General features: G+C 73.2%; 12 protein-coding genes and 1 pseudogene. 11 read left to right on the top strand and 2 right to left on the bottom strand.

All coding sequences use genetic code 11. The features are described from left to right. The first annotated feature begins 3 nt into the window (after window positions 1-3). Genes hypB through hypE form a run of 5 tightly spaced genes read left to right on the top strand, consistent with a single transcriptional unit; the run spans window position 4 to window position 5,691 of the window. The gene (hypB, locus tag J2X68_RS31980) at window positions 4-777 is read left to right on the top strand and encodes a hydrogenase nickel incorporation protein HypB (protein WP_310436089.1); all 774 of its coding nucleotides are present in this window, start codon (window positions 4-6) and stop codon (window positions 775-777) included. Next, window positions 774-3,146 carry a carbamoyltransferase HypF gene (gene hypF, locus J2X68_RS31975; protein ID WP_310436088.1) on the top strand — a complete coding sequence of 791 codons (2,373 nt, stop codon included), beginning with the start codon at window positions 774-776 and terminating at the stop codon, window positions 3,144-3,146. Before hypB ends, hypF begins: the two co-directional genes overlap by 4 nt. A 31-nt stretch (window positions 3,147-3,177) precedes the next feature. Then, a complete protein-coding gene (locus tag J2X68_RS31970) occupies window positions 3,178-3,483 on the top strand; it encodes a HypC/HybG/HupF family hydrogenase formation chaperone (RefSeq protein ID WP_310436087.1) in 306 nt (101 codons plus the stop codon). Then, window positions 3,480-4,607, top strand: a complete 1,128-nt coding sequence (hypD, locus tag J2X68_RS31965; protein ID WP_310436086.1) for a hydrogenase formation protein HypD — start codon at window positions 3,480-3,482, stop codon at window positions 4,605-4,607. Before J2X68_RS31970 ends, hypD begins: the two co-directional genes overlap by 4 nt. Then, window positions 4,600-5,691 carry a hydrogenase expression/formation protein HypE gene (hypE, locus tag J2X68_RS31960; protein ID WP_310436085.1) on the top strand — a complete coding sequence of 364 codons (1,092 nt, stop codon included), beginning with the start codon at window positions 4,600-4,602 and terminating at the stop codon, window positions 5,689-5,691. Before hypD ends, hypE begins: the two co-directional genes overlap by 8 nt. A gap of 145 nt (window positions 5,692-5,836) precedes the next feature. Here the strand turns inward: hypE and J2X68_RS31955 are convergent, their stop codons facing one another. Continuing rightward, entirely contained in the window at window positions 5,837-6,217 is a 381-nt protein-coding gene (locus J2X68_RS31955) for a hypothetical protein (protein WP_310436084.1), read from the bottom strand. Between the two features lie 331 nt (window positions 6,218-6,548). On the opposite strand from J2X68_RS31955, the pseudogene J2X68_RS31950 reads away from it, so the two are divergent. The 6 genes and pseudogenes from J2X68_RS31950 to J2X68_RS31925 all read left to right on the top strand — a co-directional run. Continuing rightward, window positions 6,549-7,402, top strand: a pseudogene (locus J2X68_RS31950) (dioxygenase); the annotation flags it as partial. Window positions 7,403-7,669: 267 nt separating this feature from the next. Beyond that, the gene (locus J2X68_RS31945; protein WP_310436083.1) at window positions 7,670-8,233 is read left to right on the top strand and encodes an MSMEG_1061 family FMN-dependent PPOX-type flavoprotein; all 564 of its coding nucleotides are present in this window, start codon (window positions 7,670-7,672) and stop codon (window positions 8,231-8,233) included. Window positions 8,234-8,290: 57 nt separating this feature from the next. Then, window positions 8,291-9,160, top strand: coding sequence for an ABC transporter ATP-binding protein (locus tag J2X68_RS31940; protein WP_310436082.1), 870 nt, complete (start codon window positions 8,291-8,293; stop codon window positions 9,158-9,160). Next, window positions 9,157-10,134 (top strand): iron-siderophore ABC transporter substrate-binding protein, encoded by a 978-nt coding sequence (locus tag J2X68_RS31935; RefSeq protein ID WP_310436081.1) that lies wholly within the window; start codon window positions 9,157-9,159, stop codon window positions 10,132-10,134. The genes J2X68_RS31940 and J2X68_RS31935 overlap by 4 nt, the downstream gene beginning before the upstream one ends. Before the next feature lie 8 nt (window positions 10,135-10,142). Further along, window positions 10,143-12,215, top strand: coding sequence for an iron ABC transporter permease (locus tag J2X68_RS31930; protein WP_310436080.1), 2,073 nt, complete (start codon window positions 10,143-10,145; stop codon window positions 12,213-12,215). Window positions 12,216-12,353: 138 nt separating this feature from the next. Next, a complete protein-coding gene (locus tag J2X68_RS31925) occupies window positions 12,354-13,076 on the top strand; it encodes a hypothetical protein (RefSeq protein WP_310436079.1) in 723 nt (240 codons plus the stop codon). Between the two features lie 141 nt (window positions 13,077-13,217). Here J2X68_RS31925 and J2X68_RS31920 read toward each other — a convergent pair whose 3' ends face one another. After that, entirely contained in the window at window positions 13,218-14,894 is a 1,677-nt protein-coding gene (locus J2X68_RS31920; protein ID WP_310436078.1) for a helix-turn-helix domain-containing protein, read from the bottom strand. Window positions 14,895-14,971: the final 77 nt, after the last annotated feature.

Below are 14,971 nucleotides of genomic sequence, written 5' to 3'. Positions count from 1 at the left end.
ACCATGTGCCGTGTCGTCGACCTGCGCCAGGCCGTGCTTGCGAAGAACGACGCGAGCGCCCACACGCTGCGCACCCGCCTCGCGGCGCACGGCACCACGGTCGTCAACCTGCTGTCCAGCCCGGGCAGCGGCAAGACCGCTCTGCTGGAGAGCGAACTGCTGCGCGCCCGGGAGCGGGCGGTGCCCGTGGCGGCGCTGACCGCCGATCTGGCCACCGAGAACGACGCGATCCGGCTGGCCCGGTCGGGCGCGCCGGTCAAGCAGGTCCTCACCGACGGACTGTGCCATCTGGAGGCGGGGATGCTCGCCGGGCACCTGGACGGGTGGCTGCCCGACGACACCCGGCTGCTGTTCGTGGAGAACGTCGGCAACCTGGTCTGCCCCGCCGGCTACGACCTGGGGGAGACCCTGCGGGTCGTCCTCGCCTCGGTGACGGAGGGCGAGGACAAGCCGCTCAAGTACCCCACCGCGTTCGGCCTCGCCCATCTGGTCGTCGTCACCAAGATCGACCTCGCGGAGGCCGTGGAGTTCGACGAGATCGCCTTCCGCGCGAACGTGCAGCGGGTCAACCCGGGCGTCGAGGTGGTCCTGACCTCGGCCCGCCGGGGGAAGGGCGTGGGCGCGCTGCTCGACCGGGCGCTCGCCGCCGCGGAGGGCGCGCCCCCGCACACGCCGGTGATGGCCGGCCGGCCGGACCCCGGTCACGCGCACTCCCATCCCCACCCGCACACCCACGCCGACGAGACCGACGGCGACCTCGCCCCCACCCGCTCGTGAGCGCTCCGCCCCCGCCGGCCGTCGTCGGCGAACCGCCGCTGCGCCGCCGGGTCACCGTCCGCGGAGTGGTGCAGGGCGTGGGCTTCCGGCCCTACCTGTACGGTCTCGCCACCGAGCTGGCGCTGGCCGGACACGTGACCAACACCCCGGAGGGCGTCGTCGCGGAGGTCGAGGGCAGCGCGTCGGCCGTGGCCCGGTTCTGCGACCTGATCGCCGCCCAGGCGCCCCCGCTGGCCCGCGTCGAGTCCGTCCACCACCACGAACTGCCGCCCGTCGGCGACACCGCGTTCGCCATCCTCACCTCCCGGACCGGCGGACCGGCCCGCACCCTGGTCTCCCCGGACTCCGCCACCTGCGCCGACTGCCTCGCCGAGCTGGCCGACCCGGCGGACCGGCGGTACCGCCATCCGTTCGTCAACTGCACGCACTGCGGCCCGCGCTTCACGATCGTCACCGGCGTGCCGTACGACCGGGCCCACACCACCATGGCCGGCTTCGCCCTGTGCCCCGACTGCGCCCGCGAGTACACGGATCCGGCCGACCGCCGCTTCCACGCCCAGCCGGTCGCCTGCCCGTCCTGCGGGCCGCGGCTGCGGTTGCTGGTCCCGTCGTCCGGCGAACCCGTGGGGACGGACCCGGTCGCCGAGTCCCGCGCGCTGCTGTCGGGCGGCGCGATCCTCGCCGTCAAGGGACTGGGCGGCTACCACCTGGCCTGCGACGCCACGAACGAGGAGGCGGTCGCCCGCCTGCGCCGCCGCAAGGCACGCGGGGACAAGCCGTTCGCCGTGATGGCCCGGGCCGCGGCCGACGTCGAGCACCTCGTCCGGCTCGGCCCCGAGGAGCGCGAGCTGCTCGAAGGCGGTGTCCGGCCCGTCGTCCTGCTGCGCCGGTGCCCGGACCCGGTGTGCGCGGCGGGGGACCCGCGCCCCGCCGAGGGCGTCGCGCCCCGCAGCCCCGACCTCGGCGTGATGCTGCCGTACACCCCGCTGCACCATCTCCTGCTCGGCCTGCCCGGCGACCCGGACGGTCCCCGGCTGCTCGTCATGACCAGCGGGAACGTGTCCGGCGAACCGATCGTCACCGACGACACCGAGGCGCTGGAGCGGCTCGCGCCGCTGGCCGACGCCTGGCTCGCGCACGACCGGCCGATCCACGTCCCCTGCGACGACTCCGTGGTCCGCGTCTGCGACGGGGAGCCGCTGGTGATCCGCCGCTCCCGCGGTTACGCCCCGCTGCCGGTCTCCCTCCCGCTGCCCGTCCGCCCCGCCCTCGCCGTCGGCGGCGACCTGAAGAACGCCTTCTGCCTCGGGGCCGGCCGGCGCGCCTGGCTGTCGGCGCACATCGGCGACATGGACGACCTCGCGACCCAGCGGGCCTTCGAGGGCGCGGTGGCACACCTGGAGTCCCTCACCGGCGTACGGCCCGGCACCCTGGCGGCCGACCGGCATCCCGGCTACCGCTCCGCCCGCTGGGCCGACCGCCATGCGGCGGACCGGCCCGTCGTACGTGTCCAGCACCATCACGCGCACGTGGCCGCCGCGATGGCCGAGCACGGACTGGACGGCACCCGCCCGGTGATCGGCGTCGCCTTCGACGGCACGGGCCACGGGGACGACGGAGCCGTGTGGGGCGGGGAGTTCCTGCTCGCGGACTACGACGGCTTCAGCCGGTTCGGGCACCTCGCGTACGTCCCGCTGCCCGGTGGCGACACCGCCGTGCGCAGGCCGTACCGCATGGCACTGGCCCATCTGCGGGCGGCCGGGATCGACCGGGCGGCCGACCTCCCCTGCACGGCCGCCTGCCCTCCCGACGAACTGCGGGTGCTGGAGCGGCAGGTGGAGCGCGGCCTGCACTGTGTCCCCACCTCCAGCATGGGGCGGCTCTTCGACGCCGTGTCCTCCCTGGCGGGGGTGTGCCACCGCGCCGGCTACGAGGCGCAGGCCGCCGTGGAGCTGGAGGCGGCGGCGCTGCGCGCACCCGCCGGAGACCGGGCCGCGTACGCCTTCGGCCTCCGCACCTCCGGGCGCGCAGCGGGCGACGCGGTACGGGCCGACCCCGCGCCCGTCCTCGCCGCGATCGTCGCCGACCTGCGGGCCGGCGTGGCACCCGAGCTGATCGCGGCCCGCTTCCACCGGGCGGTGACCGGCCTGGTGCACCGGATCTGCGCGCGGGCCCGGGAGCGGCACGGCCTGGACACGGTCGCCCTGACCGGAGGCGTGTTCGCCAACACGCTTCTCTCCTCGGCCTGTGCCGCCGCCCTGCGCGAGGACGGCTTCACGGTCCTGCGGCACCGGCTGGTGCCGCCGGGCGACGGCGGTCTGGCACTGGGCCAGCTGATGGTGGCCGCCCGCACCGCCCCCACCGACTGAGTAACGCGCGACCCACAGCGAGGAGAGGCTCATGTGCCTGGCGGTACCCGGCAGAGTGCTGGACATCGAGGACCGGGACGGCACCCGGATGGCCACCGTCGACTTCGGCGGTGTGGTCAAGGAGGTGTGCCTGGAGTATCTGCCCGATCTCCAGGTCGGCGAGTACGCCATCGTCCACGTCGGCTTCGCCCTGCAGCGGCTGGACGAGGAGTCGGCGCGGCAGACGCTCGAACTGTTCGCCGAACTCGGCATGCTGCAGGAGGAGTTCGGCGACGCCTGGGAGATGGCGGCGGCCGAGGCGGGCGCGGAGCCGGTGGAAGGAGCGCACCACCAGTGAAGTACATCGACGAGTTCCAGGATCCGGAGCTGGCCCGTCGGCTCCTCGACGACATCCATGCCACGGTGACGAGGCCGTGGGCGCTCATGGAGGTCTGCGGCGGCCAGACGCACAGCATCATCCGGCACGGTATCGACCAACTCCTCCCGGAACAGGTTGAGTTGATCCACGGCCCGGGCTGTCCGGTGTGCGTGACCCCGCTCGAGGTCATCGACAAGGCCCTGGAGATCGCCTCCCGGCCGGAGGTGATCTTCTGCTCCTTCGGGGACATGCTGCGGGTGCCGGGCACCGGACGGGACCTGTTCCAGGTCCGCGGGGAGGGCGGCGACGTGCGCGTCGTCTACTCGCCGCTGGACGCGCTGCGGATCGCCCGGCAGAACCCCGACCGCGAGGTGGTGTTCTTCGGCATCGGCTTCGAGACGACCGCACCTCCCAACGCCATGACGGTCCACCAGGCCCGCAAGCTGGGGATCCCGAACTTCAGCATGCTGGTGTCCCATGTGCGGGTTCCCCCGGCCATCGAGGCGATCATGTCGTCGCCCAGTTGCCGGGTGCAGGGCTTCCTCGCGGCCGGGCACGTGTGCAGCGTGATGGGCGTGGAGGAGTACCCGGAACTGGCGGAGCGCTTCCGCGTCCCGATCGTCGTGACGGGCTTCGAGCCGCTGGACATCCTCGAAGGCGTGCGCCGGGCCGTCCGCCAACTGGAACGCGGCGAGCACACCGTCGACAACGCCTACGCCCGTGCCGTCCGCCCGGAGGGCAATCCGGCAGCCCGGGCCATGCTGGAGGACGTCTTCGAGGTCACCGACCGGGCCTGGCGCGGTATCGGCGTGATCCCCGGCAGCGGCTGGCGGCTGTCGTCGAAGTACCGCGACCACGACGCCGAGCACCGCTTCTCGGTCGAGGGGATCCGGACGCAGGAGCCGGCCGAGTGCCGCAGCGGCGAGGTCCTGCAAGGACTGCTCAAGCCGCACGAGTGCGAGGCCTTCGGCACCCTGTGCACCCCCCGCACCCCCCTGGGGGCCACCATGGTCTCCAGCGAGGGCGCCTGCGCCGCGTACTACCTCTACCGGCGGCTGGACATGCCCACCACCAAGACCCGGGAGGCGACCCCCGTTGTCTGACATCACCGATCTGCCCGCCCCCGGCGCCGCCCCCGCTCTCGACGTCGAGGGCTGGACCTGTCCGGCGCCGCTGCGCGACCGGCCCCGGGTCGTCATGGGGCACGGCGGCGGGGGAGTGCTCTCCGCCGAACTGGTCCAGCAGATCTTCGCGCCCGCCTTCGGGGGCGAGGTGCTCGCCCAGCTGGGCGACTCCGCGGTCCTGACCGTGGGCGGGGCCCGGCTGGCGTTCTCCACCGACTCCTACGTGGTGCGGCCGCTGTTCTTCCCCGGCGGCAGCATCGGCGACCTGGCGGTCAACGGCACGGTCAACGACCTCGCCATGAGCGGCGCCCGTGCCGCCTACCTCTCCTGCGGATTCATCCTGGAGGAGGGCGTCGAACTGGACGTGGTCCGGCGGGTGTCCGAGGCGCTGGGCGCGGCCGCGCGCGCCGCCGGCGTGGAGGTGGCCACCGGGGACACCAAGGTGGTGGAGGCCGGACACGGCGACGGCGTCTACGTCAACACGGCGGGCATCGGTGTCGTCCCCGCGGGCGTGGACCTGCGGCCGCAGCGGGTCGTCCCCGGTGACGTGGTGATCGTCAGCGGCGCCATCGGCGTCCACGGCGTCGCGGTCATGAGCGTGCGCGAGGGCCTGGAGTTCGGGGTCGAGATCAAGAGCGACTGCGCGGCGCTCGGCGGCCTGGTCGACGCCATGCTCGCGGTCACCCCGGATCTGCACGTGCTGCGCGATCCCACCCGGGGCGGTCTGGCGGCCGCGCTCAACGAGATCGCGGCGGCCTCCGGTACGGGCGTGGTCATCCGGGAGCGCGACGTCCCGGTCCCGCAGGCCGTGGCCAACGCCTGCGCCATCCTGGGGCTGGATCCCATGTACATCGCCAACGAGGGCAAGCTGGTGGCCTTCGTCCCGCGCGAGCACGCCGACGCCGTCCTCGAGGCGATGCGGGCCCATCCGCTGGGCGCCGACTCCGTGATCATCGGCGAGGCGGTCGACGCGCATGCCGGGATGGTCGTGGCCAGGACCGGGCTGGGCGGCACACGGGTGGTCGATCTCCCGATCGGGGAGCAACTGCCGCGGATCTGCTGACGCGGATCCGCTCGGTGCGCGAGCGGATCCGTCGGCGCGCTCCGCAGCCGTGGAGCGCGCCGCGGGGCCGCACCGTGGGGATCCACGGCGCGGCCGCCGGGGCGCGGCGGCGCCGGCCGTCCACGCCCCGGGCGGGCCGTCGGCCCTATCGGTGTCCGGGCGGCGGGTCCTGCGGGTCCACACCGGTCGTGGCGGACGCGTCCCTGGTCCCGCTGGGGCGCTGGGAACGGCCCTTGGGGCCGGTGTCGCGGCGGCCCTTCTCGTCCGTGCCGGCGTACTCCTCGCCGCGCGCGCCCCGACTCTTGACCGTGTCACCGGGCACGGACTTCGTCTCCTCGGCGGACCTGGTCCGCCCCGGGCCCTTCCCGCCCGCGTGCTCGGCGGTGTGGAAGGAGCGGTGGGCGCTCGGGTTGTCCTGCTGACGCGTCTCGTCCACGTCGGGCGACCAGCCGTGCTGCCCGGCGCCCTCGTGCCGGCTCGGACCCTTGCCGTGCGGCGGCTCGGACGAACGTGGTTTCTTCGACATGGTCCGACCTGCCTGTTCCTGGTCAGTGAAGGCGCCGGTCGAGCGCCCTCTTGTTCCCCGAATTATCCCTTCTTGTGATATTCGAGGCATATCGATCCCAGGTGCGTCCTGTCGGCCCGGGCGGAGGTGGCGGCGGAGAGGTCCGGACGGTCGGCGGATCGCCTTCGCGGCAGGCGTCCGCCGGGCCGGTGACCTTCGGGCCGGTGCTTCCCGCGCCGGGGCTCTGCGTGCCGGTGGAGACTGGTCCGAGGGCCGGCCCGTCGGCCAGGGGGCCCGAACCGCTAGGGACGATCATGGACTTCGCCGTCGAGACCGCCACCGCAGCGGTCGTGACAGCTTCCGCGGCACCGAGGACCCCCGCCTGCGGGAGGTGCTGGAGAGCCTGACCCGCCACCTCCACGCCTTCGTGCGGGACGTCGGGCCCACCGTGGGGGAGTGGGAGGCGGCGATCGACTTCCTCACCGCCGTCGGGCACGAGTGCGACGACACCCGGCAGGAGTTCGTCCTGCTCTCCGACGTCCTGGGCGTCTCCATGCTCGTCGAGACGCTCAACGGGTGGAGGAGGGCACCGAGAGCACTGTCCTCGGCCCCTTCCACATGACCGAGTCGTCCCGCAGGGATCTCGGCGACAGCATCGACCTCCTCGGCACCGGCCGCCCCTGTGTGGTCTCCGGCAGTACGCTCGCCACCGACGGCAGCCCGCTCCCGGGCGCCGAGCTCGGCGCGTGGCAGTGCGACGAGCAGGGCTTCTACGACGTGCAGCGGCCCGACGTCCAGCCGCCGGGCAACGGGCGCGGGCTGTTCCGCACCGACGACGAGGGCCGCTTCTGGTTCCGCACCGTCGTGCCGACCCCCTGCCCGATCCCCACGGACGGGCCGGTGGGCGCTCTGCTCCGGGCCGCCGGCAGGCATCCCTTCCGGCCCGCCCATGTGCACTTCATCGCGCGCGCCGAGGGCCACCGGCCGGTCACCACCCACACCTTCGTCGCCGGCGGCCCCTCTCTCGACTCCGACGCCGTCTTCGCCGTCAAGCAGGGCCTGATCACCGACTTCGCGGAGTCGCACGACGCGCGCGCGGCCGAACGCTTCGGAGTGACGGTGCCCTTCACCCACGCCGGGTTCGACATCGTCCTGGCGCCCGAAGCGGGGTCGAAAGCACCGCCGGAGAGGGGGCCGTCGCGATGACGTTCACGTACGAGGCGCTGGCCGTGCGGGTGGTCTTCGGCGCCGGGAGCATCGGTCGACTCCCCGAGGAGGCGCAGCGGTTGGGTCCGCGGCGGCTGCCGGTGCTGGGCACTCCCGGGCGGCGGCTGCGCCGGCGTGTTCGGCGAGGCGCGGCCGCATGTGCCGGCCGGAGCTGCCTGTCCAGGTAAGGCGAGCCATGCCTAACTTCCGATAATGTTCTCTGTGCAACTACCTGCCGGAAGCACGCACGCACAGGGGGAGTCGGCCTTGCCGCACACCATCGATACCGCCCGGGCCGCACCGGACGCCGTGACCGGGAAGGGGTGGGTGGAGCTGGGGTCGCAGGCCGAACTGCGGGCCCTCCTCGGCGAGCCCTGGCCCGTGGTGATCGAGAAGGTCCACGACCGGCTCACCGAGCAGGACCTGGACATCCTCGCGCGCTCGCCGCTCTGTCTGCTGGCCACCTCCGACGCGCACGGCAACTGCGACGTGTCCCCGCGCGGAGACGCCCCGGGGTTCACCCATGTCGTCGACCAAGGCACCCTCGCCCTGCCCGACCGGCCGGGCAACCGCCGGGGGGACAGCTTCCACAACATCCTGGCCAACCCGCACGCCGGCCTGCTCTATCTGATCCCCGGGGGCAAGGAGGTGCTGCGCGTCAACGGCCGGGCCCGCATCCTCACCGACGCGCCCTTCTTCGCGGCCATGGCGCTCGACGGCCGGCCGCCCGCGCTCGCCGTGGTCCTGGAGATCGACGAGGTGTACCTGCACTGCCCGCAGTCGCTGCGCCGCTCGGGCGTGTGGAATCCGGAGTCGTGGCGGACCGGCTGAGCCGCGGCCGGGGCACCCCTGATCGACTTCTATTTAGGTTAGGCTAACCTTCATCACGTGAGATCTGGTGAAGAAGCAGCCGGCACCCCGCGCCTGCGCGGTCATGAACTGTCGGCCACGGGTGTGACCGTGTCGTACGACGGCGTCGACGTCGTGCACGACGCCTCGGTCGTGCTCCGGCCAGGCGAGGTGACCGTGCTGGTCGGCCCCAACGGCAGCGGCAAGTCGACGCTCCTGCGGGCCATCGCCCGACTGCAGCCGGCCCGCCGCGCCACGCTCAGGATCGACGCGGGCACCGACGGCCTGACCCTGACCACCCGTGAGTTCGCCCGGCACGTCGCCCTGCTGACCCAGAGTCGCCCCACGCCCAGCGGACTGACCGTCCGCGATGTCGTCGAGTTCGGCCGCTACCCCTACCGGGGCCGCTTCGGCCGGCCCGATCCGGACGCCTCGGCCGCGGTCGACCGGGCCCTCGCGCTGACCGGGGTCACGGACCTCGCCGAGCGGGGCGCCGACCACCTGTCGGGCGGCCAGCTCCAGCGGGTCTGGCTGGCCGGCTGCCTCGCCCAGGAGACCGGCGTGCTGCTGCTGGACGAGCCGACCACCTATCTCGACCTGCGCTACCAGGTCGAACTCCTCGACCTCGTCCGCGACCTGGCGGACGACCACGGGATCGCCGTCGGCGTCGTCCTGCACGACCTCGACCAGGCGGCGGCCGTCGCGGACCGGATCACGCTGCTCGAAGCGGGCCGGATCGTCGCCGACGGCCCGCCCGAGGACGTCCTCACACCGGAACGTCTGACGGCTGTCTACGGCATCCGGATCGACGTCGACACCGACCCCCTGACCGGCCGACTGCGCACCCGCCCGATCGGCCGCCACCACACCCGACGCACACGCACCGAAAGGCTCGGCACCACCTCATGAGACGCCTCCTGCTCACCGCGGCCACCACCGCCGCGGCGCTCACCCTCGCCGCGTGCGGCACCACCGAGCCTGCCGCCGACAGCTCCGAGAAGCCCTCGCAGGCCATCAGCCTCACCGACGCCACCGGAGCGAAGATCAAGCTCGACGGCCCGGCCACCAAGGTCGTCGCCACCGAGTGGAACGTCGTCGAGAGCCTCGTCACGCTCGGCGTGGACCCCGTCGGCGTGGCCGACGTCAAGGGCTACAAGACCTGGGACACCGCGGTCCCGCTGAAGAACGAGCCGAAGGACATCGGCACGCGCGGCGAGCCGAGCATGGACACCATCGCCTCGCTCGCGCCCGACCTGATCGTGGCCACCACCGATCTGACCCCCGCCGCGGTGAAGCAGCTGCGCAAGGTCGCCCCGGTGCTGGAGGTGACGTCCGCCGACTCCGCCGACCAGATCGGGCAGATGCTGGAGAACCTCGACCTCATCGCCAAGGCCACCGGCACCACCGGCAAGGCCGAGACGGCCCGCACGGCCTTCGAGACCAAGGTCGCCGAGGGCAAGAAGGCCCTCGCCGCCGCCGGTCTGGCCGGGGCCCGGTACGCCTTCGCCGACGGCTACGTCGCCTCCAACCAGGTCTCCCTGCGCCCGTACACCAGCGGTTCGCTCATCGGCGCCGTCAACGAGGCGGTCGGCCTGAAGAACGCCTGGACGGTCAAGGGCGACGCCGCCTACGGCCTCGGCACCACCGACGTCGAAGGCCTCACCGGCCTCCCCGAGGACGTGCGGTTCGCCTACATAGGCAACGACGACGACGCGAGCAGCACCCCCTTCACCGGCGCGCTCGCGAAGAACGCCGTGTGGACGTCCCTGCCGTTCGTGAAGGCCGGCGAGGTGCACCGACTGCCCGACGGCATCTGGATGTTCGGCGGTCCCGAGTCGATGGAGGCGTACATCGACGCCGTCGTCGACGCCCTGACGAAGTAGCGCGTGCCATGGCCGTCACCGCAACGCCCCCCGCGCTCCGTCCGCCGGCCGCCGCGTCCCGGACGGGCGCGGCCGCGGTGACGGCCGCGCTCGTCCTCCTGGTCGCGGCCCTCGCCGTCGTCGACATCACCCAGGGCACCGCCGCCGTCGGACCGGCCGAGGTGTTCAAGGCCCTGACCGGGCGGTCCGATCCGGCGGACGCCTCCGTCGTGATCGCCTCCCGGCTGCCGCGGATGACCGCCGGCATCATGGTCGGCGTCGTCCTCGGCGCGGCGGGCGCCGTGCTCCAGGCCGTCAGCCGCAACGTGCTCGCCGCTCCCGACACCCTCGCGGTGAACGCCGGTTCGTACCTGGCGCTCGGGCTGGTCGGCGTCACCGGCGTCTCGCTGCCGATGATCGCCTCCTCCGGGGTCGCCTTCGTCGGCGGACTCCTCGCCGCGACCGTCGTGCTCGCCCTGTCGGGCCTCGGCACCGGCACCGTCCGACTGGTCCTCGCCGGCACCGCGCTGGCGCTGGGGCTGACCTCCGTGACCGAAGGTCTCCTGCTGCTGTTCCCCCAGGAGACCGAGGGCCTCTACCAGTGGAACCAGGGCAGCATCAGCCAGAACGGCTTCGACGGCGTCCTCCAGATGCTGCCCGTCGTGCTGGTGGGCCTGACCGGCCTGCTCCTGACGGCCCGTCGGGTCGACGCGCTGGCCCTCGGCGACGACGCGGCGCGCGGGCTGGGCGTCCCGGTCCGCGCCACCCGGCTGACGGTGGTCGTCCTGGCGACCCTGCTGTCCGCGGCGGCCGTCACCCTCGCCGGGCCCATCGGCTTCGTCGGGCTGTGCGCCCCGGCCCTGGTGCGACCGCTGGCCCGCCGGTACCGCGGCTTCGTCCGCGCCCGGACGACCCTGCCCGTGGCCGGCCTGGTCGGCGCGGGACTGGTCCTCGGGGCGGACGTGCTGCTCCGCGCCCTCGTGCCCGCCGACACGGCGGTCGCCGTGCCCACCGGGGTCGTCACCAGCCTGGTCGGCGCCGTGTTCCTGGTGGTGATGGCCCTGCGGCTGCGGGACACGGCCGAGGCCGACGCGCCGGACCGGTTGCGCGTCCCCAGCCGGACGGCGTTCCTGGCCACGGTGGCCGTGCTCGTCGTCGTGGTCGTCGGCGTGACGATCGCCGGCGTGCTGCTCGGCGACAGCAAGCTGCTGCTCGGCGATGTCGCGAACTGGGCGCAGGGGCGGGCCGGGCGGGCGGTGTCCTTCGTCCTCGACACCCGGGTGCCCCGCGTCCTCGCGGCGCTGTGCGCGGGCGCGGCGCTCGCCCTCGCGGGCACACTGGTGCAGGCCGTGACGCGCAATCCGCTCGCGGAGCCGGGGGTCCTGGGGGTGTCCGGCGGAGCCGCGCTGGGCGCCGTGCTCCTGGTGACCACCGTGCCCGTCGCGGGGACCTGGGGCGTCGCGGGCGCCGCGTTCGCGGGCGCGGCGGCGACCTCCGTCCTCGTCTTCGGGCTCGCCGCCCGGGGCGGCTACCGGCAGAACCGGCTGGTGCTCGTCGGCATCGGCACGGCGGCCGGCACCACGGCGCTGATCAGCCTGCTCATCGTGCTCACCGACCCGTTCAACGCGACCAAGGCGCTGACCTGGCTGTCCGGTTCGACGTACGGCCGGACCATGCCGGACGTCCTGCCCGTCGCGCTGGTGCTGACGGCCGGCCTCGCCGTCGCCGTCGCCCGGCGCACCGAACTGGACCTCGTCTCGCTGGACCCGGACACGCCCCTGCTGCTCGGCCTGCGACTGTCCCGGGCCAGGCTCGGGTTCCTGGTGGTGGGCGTCCTGCTGAGCGCGACGGCCGTGGCCTCGGCCGGCACCATCGGCTTCGTGGGCCTGGTGGCGCCGCACGCGGCGCGTGCCCTCGTGGGCCGACGGCACGTGCGGGTGGTGCCGGTCGCCGTCCTCCTCGGGGCCGCGCTCGTCTGCACGGCCGACCTGCTGGGCCGTACGGTCATCGCCCCCGCCCAGCTGGGCGCGGGACTGATGACGGCGGTCATCGGGACGCCGTACTTCCTGTACCTGCTGGTGCGCGGCCGACGGGGGCGTTAGGCGCCGAGGGCGACGAGGACCGCACTCCGTAAGGCGTAACGCGGCCCGTCCCGTCCCGCCTCCAGCCCGGCGAGCAGGTGTGGACCTGATGGGCGTGCCCCGATATCGCCGCCGTGAGACGTGGTGCAGACTGCTGGCATGCCCGAAGACGAGGCGCCTTCCACCCCTCCCGAGTCACTGCTGCAGGTGATCGACAACCTCTCGCGTTTCCATCGGGAACATGAGGAGTACTACTCCCAGGCGCCACTGCGGCAGGCGGCGGAGCTCCAGGGACGCTCGCGGGCCCTGAAATCGCTGGCTGATCGGTGGAGTGAAGTCGAGGCCGCTGAACAGGCGTCAGGGATCGCGTTCGCCGGCGCGGACGACCTGAATGCTCCAGGGCTCGTTGCGGAGTCGGGGATCCTCTTCATGGAAGGGGAGGGTGAGCCCGCCGAACTTCGGAGGATGAAGCGTGAAGTCGGCATGCTTGCCGATGAAACCGAGCAGGGCGGTGCCTGGCTCGCCCAGGCGATGGAACAGGCGTGGGAGATCGCGGGCAGCCTGGCTGCCTACCCGGCGCTCGCCGACCTGCTGGGGGAGCGTCACCGGATCATCGCCGACGACTGGCAGTCGGCGGGCATGCAGGCTCTGATCGCGCGGCTGCTGCGCCGAGCCCTCGACCTGCTGGATCAGGTCGACTTCTCCCCGGCGTCGCTGCGGGCCGACCTGCGAGGCGGGCGGAGGAGCCCTGCCTACCTCTATTCGGCTTCCGAGCTGTTCGACCGGGCCGCCGATCTGATGACGGAGTCGGCGACACTCGTCCACGAGAACGAGAGGCGCTGGCGCGTGTTCCGCGCCCGAGTGCGTGAGTTGCGACCGTAGCAGGCCATCGACCACGGGAGTGACCTCACCGCGAGACGATCCTTCCCCACGTCCCATCGGATGCCGGGTCGAAGACCCGCTGGAGCCGGGAAGTGATCGACCGGCCGGCGGCCGCGCGCGTGGCCGTGCACCCCGGCGCCGTCACGAGGCTGGGAAAGGGGCCTTTGCCGTGGGCCCGCCGTTGAGGGCGAGGCGCAGCTGGAGCATGGCCACGAGCCGCTGATCGGGGTCGTCGATACTGATTCCGCTCAGGGAGATCGCCTTGCGGACCCGGTAGCGGAGGGTGTTCGGGTGGACGTTGAGTGCCTCGGCGGTCCGCGTCACGTCTCCGAAGCCGTCAAGGTAGGCGAGTAGGGAGCGGGCCAGTTCGGATCCCTGTTCGGCGTCGTGGGTGGCGAGTGTCTCGAGGCCCGCGTGGCGGCTGTCGGGGTGCTCGTCGAGCAGTCGCAGCATGTCCCCGAGGAGCAGCGCCGCCTGGAGCTCCGTGCAGGTGGCTACCGCGCGTTCGGGTGTGCGTGCCATCAGCTGCAAGGCGTGGTAAGCGCGCATCTTGACCGTGGGCACGGCTTCGAGGCGCGGCGCGAGGCCGGCGAGGGCCGCTTGGACAGGCGTACCGGACTGCCGTCGGAGCACCGTGACCAGCTCGGTGGCCCAGCGCTGGATCGCGGTGTCGTCGGCGGCGCCGTTCCTCGCCGGAAGCAGCACGTAGATCTGGCCGCAGGCCTGTGTGACGAGGGCGTCGCGGCGGAACGCCGAGGCATGCAGGGAGATGATGCCGGCGGATTCCTCGCGCCGTAGGTCCAGGGCCGCCGAGGAGCCTGGGTGCCGTGGTTCACGCAGGTCGACCCCGATCACGGTGGCACCCTGCGCCGGGTCGAGCCCCAGGTGACGGGCGAGAGCCTCGGCGTCGAAGCGTCCGGTCAACAGACCGTGGGCGAGGTCGACACGGGACGCCAACCGGGCGGACGCGTTCCCCTGGTAGTAGTGATCCACCAGTTGGGGCGCGGCGAGCCGTGCGGCTCCCCGCATGGTCTCGGCACTGCTCTCGCAGAGCGGACGGTCCCCTTCCTGGACCCAGATCATGCCCAGGGGGCGATGGCCGGCGTTGATGCCGATCGCCAGCCGGCGCCGGTATCCGAGGTCCGGCTGCTCCGCGGTCTCGACGACCTCCTCACCGGAGCGGAGCCGCTGGAACACGCCCGAGTCGCGCAGCACCTTGAGGTACGGCTCGGGGCAGGCGCGCCCCAGAATCGTGAGTCGCCGCAGCTCGTCGGCCTCCTCGCCGGACCTGGAGTACGCGAGCACATGTCCGGCGGAGTCCTCGATGCTGACCACTCCGTAGGTGACTGTGGCCAGAGTCTGGGCCAGCGAGGAGAGATCACCCGGTGTGCCCGGGGCCGTGGCGGGCCAGGCCCCGAGGCGGGTCAATCCTGCGCGCACCTCTTGGGCCAGGTGGTCCCAGCGTGCGTGCTCCTGCACCGCGAGCACCGCGATGTCCGCCTCGCGTGCGGCCTCCCGGAGCCGTGCGGGAAGTCCGTCGGCGCCCACCTTGACCATCACGGCGGCGGCGCCCGAACGAGCGGCCGCCATGAAGACCGGAACCGTGGCCGCGCCGCGCGCGCCGACGGCGAGCACCAGTGCTCCGTGCGAGGGCCCGAGATGCTCGCCCGGCTCGGTGACGATGACGTCGGTCATGACGACGTCCGTGATCACAGCATCACCTCCCGCCACGACGACGGGCACGGTGAGCGCGGCGAGGATCTGCCTCAGCTGTACGCCATCGTCACCGCGCGCGATGACGCCGGAGGTGTGGTCCACCCGCCCAGGGTAGGCGGAGTCACGCGTGCTGCCCATGAGGAATGTCTCAGCCCCTTCCGTTGTCCGGCCGCTGTCCG

Origin of the sequence: Streptomyces sp. 3330 (genome assembly GCF_031456635.1) — a bacterium.
Lineage (GTDB): Bacteria > Actinomycetota > Actinomycetes > Streptomycetales > Streptomycetaceae > Streptomyces.
The sequence above is the reverse complement of the archived record's forward strand: the minus strand, read 5'-3'. Positions and strand labels throughout refer to the sequence as shown.

What these genes read in the sequence shown, in the direction of transcription:
- hypB (WP_310436089.1), top strand. Translation starts at nt 4, where the DNA reads ATGTGCCGTGTCGTCGACCTGCGCCAGGCCGTGCTTGCGAAGAACGAC.
- J2X68_RS31970 (WP_310436087.1), top strand. Translation starts at nt 3,178, where the DNA reads ATGTGCCTGGCGGTACCCGGCAGAGTGCTGGACATCGAGGACCGGGAC.
- J2X68_RS31955 (WP_310436084.1), bottom strand. Translation starts at nt 6,217, where the DNA reads ATGTCGAAGAAACCACGTTCGTCCGAGCCGCCGCACGGCAAGGGTCCG.
- J2X68_RS31935 (WP_310436081.1), top strand. Translation starts at nt 9,157, where the DNA reads ATGAGACGCCTCCTGCTCACCGCGGCCACCACCGCCGCGGCGCTCACC.
- J2X68_RS31930 (WP_310436080.1), top strand. Translation starts at nt 10,143, where the DNA reads ATGGCCGTCACCGCAACGCCCCCCGCGCTCCGTCCGCCGGCCGCCGCG.
- J2X68_RS31925 (WP_310436079.1), top strand. Translation starts at nt 12,354, where the DNA reads ATGCCCGAAGACGAGGCGCCTTCCACCCCTCCCGAGTCACTGCTGCAG.